The 12951-nt window shown below is 41.8% G+C and carries 14 protein-coding genes; 1 reads left to right on the top strand and 13 read right to left on the bottom strand.

From position 1 onward, the window contains the following. Positions 1–55: 55 nt before the first annotated feature. From glmM to cdaA, 3 genes are read right to left on the bottom strand one after another with little or no spacing between them, the layout of a single operon-like run. A complete protein-coding gene (gene glmM, locus ACERDH_RS06055) occupies positions 56–1408 on the bottom strand; it encodes a phosphoglucosamine mutase (protein WP_049511120.1) in 1353 nt (450 codons plus the stop codon). 24 nt (positions 1409–1432) lie between these two features. Further along, the gene (locus ACERDH_RS06050; protein WP_237447312.1) at positions 1433–2212 is read right to left on the bottom strand and encodes a CdaR family protein; all 780 of its coding nucleotides are present in this window, start codon (positions 2210–2212) and stop codon (positions 1433–1435) included. Next, complete coding sequence (cdaA, locus tag ACERDH_RS06045) at positions 2199–3056, bottom strand: diadenylate cyclase CdaA (protein WP_001011075.1); 858 nt, start codon at positions 3054–3056, stop codon at positions 2199–2201. The genes ACERDH_RS06050 and cdaA overlap by 14 nt, the downstream gene beginning before the upstream one ends. Positions 3057–3300: 244 nt before the next feature. Here cdaA and ACERDH_RS06040 point away from each other — a divergent pair, with 244 nt between their 5' ends. Then, positions 3301–4269, top strand: a complete 969-nt coding sequence (locus tag ACERDH_RS06040; protein ID WP_386684656.1) for an NAD(P)/FAD-dependent oxidoreductase — start codon at positions 3301–3303, stop codon at positions 4267–4269. Between the two features lie 422 nt (positions 4270–4691). Here the strand turns inward: ACERDH_RS06040 and whiA are convergent, their stop codons facing one another. From whiA to lytC, 10 genes are all read right to left on the bottom strand, one after another. Beyond that, the gene (whiA, locus tag ACERDH_RS06035) at positions 4692–5603 is read right to left on the bottom strand and encodes a DNA-binding protein WhiA (RefSeq protein WP_386684653.1); all 912 of its coding nucleotides are present in this window, start codon (positions 5601–5603) and stop codon (positions 4692–4694) included. Then, positions 5600–6577 (bottom strand): YvcK family protein, encoded by a 978-nt coding sequence (locus ACERDH_RS06030; RefSeq protein WP_033681525.1) that lies wholly within the window; start codon positions 6575–6577, stop codon positions 5600–5602. The genes whiA and ACERDH_RS06030 overlap by 4 nt, the downstream gene beginning before the upstream one ends. After that, the gene (rapZ, locus tag ACERDH_RS06025) at positions 6574–7464 is read right to left on the bottom strand and encodes an RNase adapter RapZ (protein ID WP_033681524.1); all 891 of its coding nucleotides are present in this window, start codon (positions 7462–7464) and stop codon (positions 6574–6576) included. The genes ACERDH_RS06030 and rapZ overlap by 4 nt, the downstream gene beginning before the upstream one ends. Before the next feature lie 51 nt (positions 7465–7515). Beyond that, positions 7516–7896, bottom strand: coding sequence for a RidA family protein (locus tag ACERDH_RS06020; protein WP_001140420.1), 381 nt, complete (start codon positions 7894–7896; stop codon positions 7516–7518). A 9-nt stretch (positions 7897–7905) separates the two neighbouring features. Next, on the bottom strand, positions 7906–8493 hold the full coding sequence (gene yihA, locus ACERDH_RS06015; protein ID WP_386684647.1) for a ribosome biogenesis GTP-binding protein YihA/YsxC: 588 nt from the start codon (positions 8491–8493) through the stop codon (positions 7906–7908). A gap of 8 nt (positions 8494–8501) precedes the next feature. Continuing rightward, positions 8502–9734: an ATP-dependent Clp protease ATP-binding subunit ClpX gene (clpX, locus tag ACERDH_RS06010; protein WP_012972566.1), complete on the bottom strand. Its 1233-nt coding sequence runs from the start codon at positions 9732–9734 to the stop codon at positions 8502–8504. 36 nt (positions 9735–9770) lie between these two features. After that, positions 9771–9941, bottom strand: coding sequence for a hypothetical protein (locus ACERDH_RS06005; RefSeq protein ID WP_000442260.1), 171 nt, complete (start codon positions 9939–9941; stop codon positions 9771–9773). Beyond that, a complete protein-coding gene (locus tag ACERDH_RS06000) occupies positions 9941–10447 on the bottom strand; it encodes a dihydrofolate reductase (protein WP_386684638.1) in 507 nt (168 codons plus the stop codon). The genes ACERDH_RS06005 and ACERDH_RS06000 overlap by 1 nt, the downstream gene beginning before the upstream one ends. A gap of 130 nt (positions 10448–10577) precedes the next feature. Further along, the gene (locus ACERDH_RS05995) at positions 10578–11096 is read right to left on the bottom strand and encodes a Dps family protein (protein ID WP_000229881.1); all 519 of its coding nucleotides are present in this window, start codon (positions 11094–11096) and stop codon (positions 10578–10580) included. A gap of 232 nt (positions 11097–11328) precedes the next feature. Further along, positions 11329–12939 carry a choline binding-anchored murein hydrolase LytC gene (lytC, locus tag ACERDH_RS05990; RefSeq protein ID WP_386684634.1) on the bottom strand — a complete coding sequence of 537 codons (1611 nt, stop codon included), beginning with the start codon at positions 12937–12939 and terminating at the stop codon, positions 11329–11331. Positions 12940–12951 lie beyond the last annotated feature (12 nt).

The raw sequence follows: 12951 nt of genomic DNA, 5'->3' as shown, positions 1-12951 counted from the left end.
CAATATTATAAGCTATTGTACCATAATTTTTTATTTTCATCTAGTTTTCTAGGATTTAGTCAATCCCGATTTCAGCTCGGACTACGTCTGCGATGGTATCAACATAGTAGTCCACTTCTTCTGTTGTAGGCGCTTCTGCCATAACACGCAAAAGAGGCTCTGTTCCACTTGGGCGAACAAGGATACGGCCATTCCCCGCCATTTCAGCTTCCATCTTCTCGATGATAACCTTGATAGCTGGCACTTCCATAGCCTTTTCCTTCATGGCATTTTCCACTCGGATATTGACTAATTTTTGTGGATAGATGGTTACTTCTGCTGCCAACTCTGACAAGCTCTTACCAGTTTCCTTCATGATTTTTGTCAATTGGACAGCTGATAATTGACCATCACCCGTTGTATTGTAGTCCATCAAGATGACGTGACCAGACTGTTCACCACCGAGGTTGTAGCCTGATTTTCTCATTTCTTCCACAACATAGCGGTCGCCAACTGCAGTGACTGCCTTGTTAATGCCTTCACGGTCCAAGGCCTTGTGGAAACCAAGGTTGGACATAACAGTTGTCACGATTGTATTTTGGGCCAATTGTCCTTTTTCAGAAAGGTATTTCCCGATGATGTACATAATCTTGTCACCATCAACGATGTCGCCATTTTCATCAACAGCAATCAAACGGTCACTGTCTCCGTCAAAGGCCAAACCAATAGCTGAGCCGCTTTCTTTGACCACATCTTGAAGAGCTTCTGGGTGAGTTGAACCAACATTAAGGTTGATGTTAAGACCATCTGGTGTTTCCCCGATAACAGTTAATTGAGCGCCAAGGTCTGCAAAGATTTGACGGGCACTTGTAGACGCCGCACCGTTTGCTGTGTCCAAGGCAACCTTCATTCCCTCAAGAGGAGTTCCAGTTGAAACAAGATAGCCTTCATACTTACGCAAGCCTTCTGGATAATCTACCAAGGTTCCCAAGCCTTCTGCACTTGGACGAGGAAGAGTATCTTCCGCAGCGTCTAGCAAGGCTTCAATTTCTGCTTCTTTTTCATCGTCCAGTTTGAAGCCATCACCGCCAAAGAACTTAATTCCATTATCAAGGGCTGGATTGTGGCTAGCAGAAATCATGACACCAGCACTTGCTCCTTCAGTTTTTACCAAGTAAGCTACTGCTGGTGTTGCCAAAACACCTAGTTTGTATACGTGAATACCAACTGAAAGAAGACCAGCTACCAAGGCAGATTCTAGCATTTCCCCAGAAATACGTGTATCACGTCCCACAAAAACTTTCGGTGCTTCCGTTTCATGTTGGCTAAGAACATAGCCTCCAAAACGTCCTAGTTTAAAGGCCAATTCTGGCGTTAGTTCTACGTTAGCTTCTCCACGGACTCCATCAGTCCCAAAATATTTACCCATTTTTATAAAATCCTTTTCCTATTTTTAATTCGTTTTTGAACTAGTTGCTTTCGTTGACGAAGATGTCTCCGACGAACTGCTTGTAGTTGAATTTGATGTGTTTGAACTTGTACCCACAGGTTTTGTAGTGACCTTCATTGTCGTATCAAATGGAGTAATCACCGCTGGTAAGACAACACCATTACGGTCGATTGCCTGCAAAGGTACTGAACCACTGTAATTACCTGTTATGCGTTCGCTGGTTGGTAAAAGCGCAATAATACGATCAATTTTAGCTAGTGTTTCTTGGTCAGTTGTGACAGAGACCCGTTCATTTGACACGGTTACACTATCAATTTGTAGCTTGGAATCAATCTGGCTTTGGTCAACTTGTGGCACAACAATCATCCCATCTCGCTTAACCTTCTTCCCAACTTTCACTGTGATCTTTTGAGGCGTTGCCACAGCAGTCAATCCGCTTGGAAGATTTTCAATATTCAAGGGAACTTCAATCGTTCCAACACTGGCATCCGTCAAATCAGCAGTTACCTTAAACTTACGAGTACTTTCCTGCATTTCGCTGGCCAAGGTCACACGATTGGCTCCTGTCAGCACAACTGAAACCTCTGATGCAAATCCACTAATGAAATACTGGTCATTATCATAGTGAATAACGATAGGAACGTTCGTTATCGTATTGGTGTAAGTTTCTGATTTAACCTGCCTTGCGGTATTACTATTTTGAAAGTTGGTTGACGTTGCATAGATGAATAAGATACAAGCAAAAAAGAGAGATGAAATGATGTATAGACTATTTTTTCTCATATTTCCAACCTCCTAACAAACGGTCCTTGAAACTGACTTTTTCCTCAACGGCTGGCAAAAGAATTGCTCGTAGCTCTGCTTCAAATTCTTCAATCGTCAAGTCGTGCTTGAAAACACCGTTATAGGTAATAGAAATGCCACCTGTTTCCTCTGAGACGATGAAGGTCAAGGCATCGGATACTTCTGACAAACCGATAGCCGCCCGGTGTCTGGTCCCAAATTCCTTTGAAATCCCTGTGCTTTCTGTTAAGGGTAGATAGGCAGAGGTGACTGCAATCCGATTTTCTCTGATAATCACAGCACCATCGTGTAGGGGAGTGTTGGGGATAAAGATATTAATAAGGAGTTCAGCTGAAATATTGGCATCCAAAGGAATCCCTGTCGCAATGTATTCTTGCAAGGTCCGAACTCGTTGGATGGCAACCAGAGCACCAATCTTACGAGGACTCATATATTCAACCGACTTGACAAAGGCACGAATCATTTGCTCCTCTGCACTAATTTGAGCAGTAGAAAAGAAATCTGTCGCCCTTCCCAAACGTTCCAAACCAGTCCGAATCTCTGGAGAGAAGATCACAACTGCAGCAATGACTCCATAGGTGATAATCTGATTAATCAACCAAGAAATCGTTGTTAAACCAAGGATATTGGCCACAACCTGGGCTAATACAAAGATCACAACCCCCCGCACCAAAATCATAATCTTGGTACCAGCTATAGCTTTTGTAAAACGATATAAAATATAGGCCACAATCAAAATATCAAACACATTGATGGCAATACTCCAAGGACTAGAAAACAAGCTAGTCCAATATTGCAGGTTGGATAATTGTTGAAAGTTCATCTGCTGTCTCCTCTCTGTCCAAACACGTTCCTTTCTATTATACCATTTTTCTGGCATTTTTTTCCCTATCCTACTTCATTTTAAATTAAAGAAAAAATATGATAAAATAAACTGATACTCAATGAAAATCAAAGAGCAAACTAGGAAGCTAGCCGCAGGCTGTACTTGAGTACGGTAAGGCGACGCTGACGTGGTTTGAACTTGATTTTCGAAGAGTATGACTAGAAAAAACAAAGGAGAAACCATGTCTCAACTCTATGATATTACCATTGTAGGTGGTGGTCCCGTCGGGCTTTTTGCGGCCTTTTATGCCCATCTACGCCAAGCCAAGGTCCAAATTATCGACTCTCTTCCCCAACTCGGTGGACAACCTGCCATTCTCTATCCTGAAAAGGAAATTTTAGACGTCCCAGGTTTCCCAAACCTGACTGGAGAAGAGTTGACTAACCGCTTGATTGAACAGTTAAACGGCTTTGATACCCCTATTCATCTCAATGAAACGGTTCTTGAGATTGAAAAACAAGAAGAAGGATTTGTCATCACAACTTCTAAAGGAAGTCACCTGTCTAAAACAGTTATCATTGCTATGGGTGGCGGCGCCTTCAAACCACGTCCTCTGGAACTAGAAGGCGTTGAAGGCTATGAAAATATCCACTACCACGTTTCCAACATCCAGCAATATGCTGGTAAGAAAGTGACGATTCTTGGTGGAGGAGACTCGGCTGTGGATTGGGCCTTGGCTTTTGAAAAAATTGCACCAACAACCCTTGTTCACCGCAGAGATAATTTCCGTGCCTTGGAACACAGTGTCCAAGCCTTGCAGGAATCTTCTGTGACCATCAAGACACCATTCGTCCCTAGCCAACTCCTTGGAGATGGGAAAACTCTCGATAAACTTGAAATCACAAAAGTAAAATCTGATGAAACAGACACTATTGACCTAGACCACCTCTTTGTCAACTATGGTTTCAAATCTTCTGTTGGTAACCTTAAAAACTGGGGTCTGGACCTCAACCGCCACAAGATTATCGTCAACAGCAAGCAAGAATCTAGCCAAGCAGGTATCTATGCTATCGGTGACTGTTGCTACTATGACGGAAAAATTGACTTGATTGCGACAGGGCTTGGAGAAGCACCAACCGCTGTTAACAATGCCATCAACTACATTGACCCAGAGCAAAAAGTACAACCAAAACACTCTACTAGTTTATAAAAAAGAACCACGAGTCACATAGGATTCGTGGTTTTATAATTCATCGGCTAATTTGTTAGATCATATTTCCCCCTTCTTTAACAAAAATAAAAATGCCTATCAAACTGATAAAACATGTGATATAATAGGGACGGCACTAACAATACGCCTTGGAAAAGGAGGTATTACAGATGCTAGAACTTCTCAAAATAGTACTTATCGCAGTCATCGAGAGTATCATCTCATGGCTGGTGACTCGTTGGTTAGACGATCACTTCGACAAGTAACCTTCCTGGTTAGTGCTATCTAACCCAGAAAAAAATCCCCTCAGTATTGCAGTACCGAGGGGATTTCTGTTAGCACTAAAATGCTAGAACTTCTCAATTCCCCTTTATTATCTCACATACTCTATTTAATTGTCAAGAAAGAGGTGTTTTATATCTTTATAACTCATCGGCTATCTTATTGATTTTTCTGAGTCTGTGGTTAACACCACTTTTGGTCAGAGGGGCGCTAAGGCTATCAGCTAACTGCTGAATAGAATAGTCTGGGTGTTGAATCCGCAACTGCGCTACCTCCTGCAAATCCACTGGCAGATTTTCTAAGCCCATGATATCTTTGATTTTACTGATATTGTTGATGGTCTTCATGCTAGCAGAAACTGTTCGAGCAATATTGGCCGTTTCAGCATTATTAGCCCGATTAAGGTCGTTACGGGTTTCACGCAAAATCTTAACTCGCTCAAAATCGTCACGCGCCTTCATGGCTCCAATAACTATCAAGAAGTCCATAATATCTTCGGCTCGCTGGAGATAAGTCACAGCTCCCTTCTTGCGCTCAAGCACCTTGGCATCCAGCAAAAACTGCTGGAGAAGGGAGGCAATCCCTTGCGCGTGGTCCAAATAAACAGAACTGATTTCCAACTGGTACTTACCCGATTCAGGATCACGAATGCTGCCATTTGCCAAGAAAGCGCCACAAAGATAGGCACGACCGGCTTCCTCATCCGATAAGATCGCCTCATCAATACCCGTTTCTAGACCAAAAAAGGAGTCTGCCAAGTGCAAATCACTCAGAAGGTCCTGCACCTTTTCATCTGTAAAAACGGTATAGACCCGATTCTTACGAAGATTACTTCTTTGGTGATGTCGGATTTCCGATTTGATTTCATAAAAATGGAGAAAGGACTCATAGAGGTGCCGAGCCAGTTTGGCATTTTCTGTCACGACTGACAAGGTCAAGCCCGAAGTCGAAAGACCGATACTTCCAGACATCTTGATAATGGCAGATAATTCATGCCGACTCAGATGGTGCTGACTCAAGATTTCTTCTTTTACTGCTACTGTGAAACTCATTTTCTCACCTGTATAATCCGCATCAACTCATCCACAATCAAATCTCCATCGTGGAAGGCACCTCCATTTTCCAGACGGAGGAAATTAGATGAAATCACGCGTGGAACTTGCTTACAAAGACCAGCAAAATCATGTTCCACCTGCACCAAGTATTCATCAAAACGGTTGGAATTCATGTATTCCTGCGGCACTTTTTCAATATTCACCAAGACAGTATCGATAAAAGCTCGACCAAGGTGGCGATGCAAAACCTCCACGTGGTCACTATCTGTAAAGTGTTCCGTCTCCCCACGTTGGGTCATGATATTGCAGACATAAGCGATTTCTGCCTTGGTCTCCAAAAGCGCCTGCCCAATTTCCTTAATCACGATATTGGGCAAAATCGAGGTAAATAGAGAACCAGGTCCGAGTACAATCATGTCACTTTCAAGAATGGTCTGCACCACTCGACGACTGGCTAGAGGCGTATCATCGTTGAGGGTATTGGTCACATAGACGTGGTCAATCATGCCTGTATGGTCTGCAATATGACTCTCTCCAGCCACTTCTGTCCCATCCTGAAAAACTGCATGCAGGGTCAAAGGATGGTCACTGGAAGGATAAATCTTCCCAGTTGTATGGAAAAATTTGCTCAACAACTGCATGGCATTATAGGTCGAACCCTGCATTTCTGACAGGCCAGCGATAATGAGATTTCCCAGCGGATGTCCAGCAAAGGCTCCAGCATCTTCAGAAAAGCGATACTGAAAGACTTTCTCATAAAACTTAGGCATATCCGACATGGCTACCAGGACATTACGAAGATCACCTGGCGGTGTCAACCGCTGCATATTTTTTCGGAGTTCACCTGATGAACCACCATCATCTGCCACCGTTACGATAGCAGCGATTTCCACATCTTTTTCACGCAGACTTTTAAGAATGACGGGGATACCAGTCCCTCCACCAATCACCGTTATCTTTGGTTTTCTCATGAACGGTTTACCGTTTCCTTTCTTCGGTCTTTGTCGCGATGCCCTTCATTAACAGGCCAATTCTTGGATAAGTCTTGCGCCAAGCGTTTAGCAAAAGCCACACTACGGTGTTGACCACCCGTACACCCCATGGCGATAGTCAAAACGGACTTCCCTTCCTTTTGGTAACTTGGCAAAATCGGTTCAATCAAGGTCAACAAATGTTGATAAAAGTCTTCTGACTCAGGATGATTCATGACATAGTCATAAACTGGTTCATCTACACCCGTTTGGTTTCGCAGTTCTGGAAGGTAGTATGGATTTGGCAAGAAACGGACATCAAAAACCAAGTCTGCATCAATCGGGATTCCATATTTAAAGCCAAAAGACATAACTTCGATACGGAAAGACTGGGCTTGTTCTTGGTCTGAAAACTGCTCTGCAATGGTTTTACGTAGCTCACGTGGAGTGAGTTCAGTCGTATCCACCACATTTTGACTCATATTTTTCAAAGGCGCCAAGAGTTCACGTTCCAGCTTGATTCCATCCAAAATCCGTCCATCTGCAGCTAGAGGGTGACTTCGTCTAGTTTCCTTGTAACGAGCGACCAATTCCTTATCAGCTGCATCCAAAAAGAGAATTTTAAAGTCCAGTTCTTCCTTGTTTTCCAACTCATCCAAAACAGCTTGAATCTCTGAGAAGAAAGAACGGCTACGCATATCCACTACCAAAGCCAACTTATGGTCGTCTTCCTTTGTTTCAACCAACTGCAAAAACTTAGGCAAGAGAGCTGGCGGCATATTATCAATAGTAAAATAACCCAAATCTTCGAAGGACTGAATGGCAACTGTTTTCCCAGCACCACTCATCCCTGTCACAATCACCAAGTGAAGTTGTTTCTTTGTCATCTTTTTCTCCTTATATCAAAAGAAGTTTGGCAACACCAAACTTCAACTAGCTTATCCAATCTCTGCGATGACTTCGATTTCGACTTTTACATCACGAGGAAGACGAGCTACCTCCACAGCTGAACGAGCTGGAAATTCCTCTTTAAAGGCCGTTTGGTAAACCTCGTTAAAAGGAACAAAGTCGTTCATATCGCTCAAGAAGCAAGTTGTTTTGACAACATGGTCAAAGTCTGTTCCTGCTTCTGCCAAAATAGCACCGATGTTTTTCAAGACTTGTTCTGTCTGTTCTTGGATCGTTTCTCCAACGATTTCCCCAGTTTCAGGAGATAGAGGAACTTGACCACTAGCAAACAAAAGGTTGCCAACGATTTTTCCTTGAACATATGGTCCGATAGCCTTTGGAGCTTTGTCTGTATGAATTGTTTTTGCCATTTCTTTACCTCATAATTTTTCTAAAATTGCATCCCAAGCTTGATCCATCCCTGCCTTGCTGACAGATGAAAAGAGGATAAAGTCGTCACTTGGGTCAAAGTTTAATTTCTTTTTGATTGCTGATTCGTGCTTGTTCCACTTACCACGAGGAATCTTATCTGCCTTAGTCGCAACGATGATAACCGGAATCTCATAGTATTTGAGAAATTCATACATCTGTACATCATCTGCTGACGGGTCATGACGAAGGTCAACTAGACTGACCACTGCACGGAGATTTTCCCGAGTCGTTAGGTACTCCTCAATCATGCTCCCCCACTTTTCACGTTCCTTTTTAGAAACACGGGCATAGCCATAACCAGGCACATCCACAAAGCGCATCTTATCATCGATATTAAAGAAGTTGAGAAGCTGGGTTTTACCAGGTTTACCTGATGTTCGGGCTAGATTCTTGCGGTTCAGCATGGTGTTGATAAAGCTAGACTTGCCAACATTTGAACGCCCTGCTAGGGCAATCTCTGGCAGTTCATCCTGTGGGTAGTGGGATTTATTCGCCGCACTGAGCAAGATTTCAGCATTGTGTGTATTGATTTCCATAGTCACCTCTAGGCTGTTTCCAAGATTGGTTTATCCGTTCCATCGACAGCTTCTTTTGTGATGCGAACCAATTTCACATTTTCCTGACTCGGTACTTCAAACATGACGTCTAGCATGGTTTCTTCAATAATTGAGCGAAGACCACGCGCACCTGTCTTCCGTTCGATGGCCTTATTGGCGATTTCTTGAAGGGCTTCGTCGTCAAATTCCAACTCGACATCATCATAAGAAAGCAAGGTTTGATATTGTTTAACCAAGGCATTTCTTGGCTCTTTCAAGATACGAACCAAGTCATCAACCGTCAATTGCTCAAGAGCAGCAAAGACAGGCAAACGTCCAATCAACTCAGGGATAATACCAAATTTTTGAATATCTTCTGCGATGATTTCTTGCATGTAAGAGCTATTTTCATCAATCGCTTTATTATTTTGACCAAATCCGATGACTTTTTCACCCAGACGTTGTTTGACAATTTCTTCAATACCATCAAAGGCACCACCCACGATGAAGAGGATGTTTTTAGTATCCACTTGAATCATCTCTTGTTGTGGATGCTTGCGTCCACCTTGAGGCGGTACGCTAGCAACAGTTCCCTCGATAATCTTGAGAAGGGCTTGTTGCACCCCTTCACCAGAAACATCACGTGTGATAGACACGTTCTCACTCTTCTTGGCAATCTTGTCAATTTCATCCACATAAATAATGCCACGCTCTGCACGTTCAATGTTAAAGTCAGCAGCCTGCAATAGTTTGAGAAGGATGTTTTCCACGTCCTCACCTACATAACCAGCCTCAGTAAGAGCTGTCGCATCCGCAATCGCAAAAGGTACATTCAAGCTCTTAGCCAAGGTCTGAGCAAGGAAAGTTTTCCCTGAACCAGTTGGGCCAATCATCAAGATGTTTGACTTCTGCAAATCTACATCTTCTGACTCTTCTCGCGTATCGTGAAAATTGATACGTTTGTAGTGGTTGTAAACCGCCACTGCCAAGGCACGCTTGGCACGATCTTGACCAATTACATAGTGGTTCAAGATATGGAGGAGTTCAATTGGTTTTGGTACCTCAGACAAGTCTGCCAAGACTTCTTCCGCCAACTCCTCACGAATGATTTCCTGGGCCAACTCCACACATTCATTACAGATAAAGGCATTGTTGCCAGCGATTATTTTTTGTACTTCTTCTTGGCTTTTGCCACAAAATGAGCAATAAACCATCATATCATTATTCCTATTTGTAGGCATGATTTCCTTCCGTTCTATTCTATACTGTCATTCTATCTAAAATAAGGTCATGTAAAAAGCATGGATACTATTGACCAAATTGGTAAAGGCATTTAACCAGAGCAGGACAGAAAGTCCATAGCGCTTTTTACGAAAAGCCTGTGCCCCTGCAAGCAAGCAGACCAAACACAGCATGGCTGTGAAAAAACCAAATATACTACGTTCCATTAGACTTCCTTTCTCTTGCGGTATTGGATGGTAAAATCATAAGGATTTTTCTCATCTTTGGTATAGGATTTGCTTGAAACCGTCTCAAAAATAGACAGGTCAAACTCTTCAGGGAAATAGGTATCTCCTTCCACCCGAGCATGAATGTGAGTCACAATCACTTCGTCAAGGTAGGGTTCAAAAGCTTGAAAAATTTGCTTTCCACCTAAAATATAAAGATTCTTATCTTGAGCCTGATACCAGTCCAAGACAGACTGAACATCATAAAAAGTAGCAACCCCGTCTATCTTTTCTTCAGAATTACGCGTCAAAATCAAGGTTTCCCGTTTGGGAAGCAAGCGACGCCCCATTCCATCAAAGGTCACACGCCCCATCAAGATAGCATGATTCAGAGTTGTTTCTTTGAAGTGTTGCAGTTCTGCTGGTAAATGCCAAGGCAGACGATTGTCCTTCCCAATTACACCATCTTCATCCTGGGCCCAAATAGCTACGATTTTCTTAGTCATGCTTCCATCCTTTTTACTGATAGTACTATTTTATCAAAAAACTCAAAAAAAGACTGGTTTGGGATAGCTTACAAGATAGAAAAAATCTGTAAGAAATTTCTTACAGATTTATATATGTTGCTATTATTTCTTACAAACCAGGTGCTTGTCCAAGTTCTGCCGCAAGCATCCAGATTGTTTTATCAGTTTCAGTTTTAGCATCTGCAAAGATACCGTTTGTCACATCGTCACCTTCTTCATCAGTGACATCCAAACCTTTTTGGAAGAGTTCTGACAAGTAACGGTAGATAGCAAGGACACGTTCCAAGCTTTCTTCAACATTACGGTATTCACCAGCTTCTTCTTCGATTTCACTGTTTTGAAGGAATTCTGTCAATGTAGAGAATGGGCTACCACCAAGTGTAATCAAGCGTTCGCTGATTTCATCCAATTGACCATCAAGAGCTTCCATATACTCATCCATTTTTGGATGCCATACAAGGAAACCACGACCACGCATGTACCAGTGTACTTGGTGCAAAGCCACATGGGCCACATACAAATCAGCAACAGCTTGGTTCAATACTTCCTTTGTTTTTGCCAATGCTACTGGCGCTGCTTTTGTCAATGATGTTACGTCTTTTACTGCTTCTTTTTTCAATTCTACCATTTTATTTTACCTCATTCATTATTATTTGTAACCACTTCTTAATGATTACTACCTTAGTATACTACTAAGGAAAACCAATAGCAAGCCAAATGACTCACATGAGAAAAGTTGCAATAGACTGATAATTTAAGAATTTTTTAGAATGAAATCCAGTCACTTTCAAACTCTCTTAACAGAGATAAAATAAAGAAAAGAGCATACAATTTGTAGGCTCTTTTCTAAGTTTTACATCTTAATACCAGACGCTAACATCAACATGACCCCGAATCCCTTTAAGAGAGTCAGATGAAGTATATTGCCATCCTTTTTCTCCTGAATAATGAGGATTATTCCAATCAAGCGCATCCGTATAGGCCGCAACCCAGTTTACATGTTGTAAAATATTTGGATGATTCAAACGAGTTTGTAAAAGTTGACGATAGCTATAAACTTTCACATTTTGATAACCTGCTTTTTTCATGGTTTCCATATACTTATTGATGATTTTAACCCAAGTGTCTGTATCTGATGGAGCTTTCTTAGATTTATTTTCATATTCCCAGTTTTCAACATCATAGTAAATTGGATAAGACAAGTTCATCTTGTATTTTTTCAAGAGTTCAATAGTCTGTTTGGCATCATTCTCAGCATCTGTTTCATTTTCTGCATAGGTATAAAGATAAACACCATAAGGAATGCCTAGTCGATTAAATTCTTGAATATTATAAGCCAATTCCTTATCTTCTACACCACTATATCCCAAGCGAACAATAACGCCGTCAACTCCATTTTCCTGGATAACCTTTTTCCAATCACTAATGCGGCCATTATGCTCACTGACATCAATAACCTTCTTAGCACGGTCTGTTCCAACTTGTTCTTCACGATGATTAAAGAAGTAACGGTGTCCGTTTCGATAAACCCAACCAACATTCAAGGCTTTCTTTTCTTTCAGTTCCCCTGAATCAGTAAAAGTATAGCGAGTATCGTCCATAATTAACTCACCTATTGCCATAGCACCACTTTCAGTAAGATAGTAGTTCCCATACCACTCATCTTTGGCCATGTAACCCCACTTCTTGAAATAATACCACTTGCCATCAATCTTTTGCCACTGTTCATTAGCGTAAGAACCATCTGCCTTAAGATAGAAATAAGAAGAATAAGCTGGATCGTAAAGCCATTCGTTTTGCATCATGGCACCTTGACCATTCAAGAAATAATTTCCTTGCCACTGACTTTTAGCCATATAGCCCCATTTCTTGAAATAGTACCATTTGCCATTAATTTTCTGCCATTCTTGTTCTGCATAAGAACCATCTGCCTTGAGGTAGAACCAGCTCTTATAATTGCTATCGTAAACCCATTCATTTTTAGCCATGTAACCACCTGCTTTGAGGTAGTAGTTCCCATGCCATTCTTTTTGGGCATAACGACCATCTGCTTTTATATAGAACCAGCTATTATAACTAGTATCAAAAATCCACTCACTCTTAGCTTTTGAACCATCTGCTTTTACATAGAAGTCACCCTCCCAGTGTGCTGATGTTGAACTTGGTTTGCTTTCTTCTTTCTGACTACTAGCTCTCGTCTCTTTGACTGCTTCCTCTTTCTCTGGACGCTGACTAGAAGAAGTCTCAACTTTTTTCTCTTCTTCTTTTTGACTTGCAGTTGTTTCTGATTTCTTTTCTTCTACCTTGCTAAAAGAAGCTTGCACACTGCTTTCTTCCGAAGAGGCTTTCACTTCAGCTTCATTTGCAGCCACTTGATTGACTGCTAATCCAAGCAAAAAGGCACCTGCTAATCCAATTTTTCCAATCTTTGTTTTCAATCTTTCCTCCCCTACAAAAAATGGAACAGACATCTGAATGCTGTT

Origin of the sequence: Streptococcus bovismuti, from assembly GCF_042436615.2 — a bacterium.
GTDB lineage: Bacteria > Bacillota > Bacilli > Lactobacillales > Streptococcaceae > Streptococcus.
Note: the sequence above shows the minus strand (reverse complement) of the source record. Positions and strands in the feature narration are given on the sequence as shown.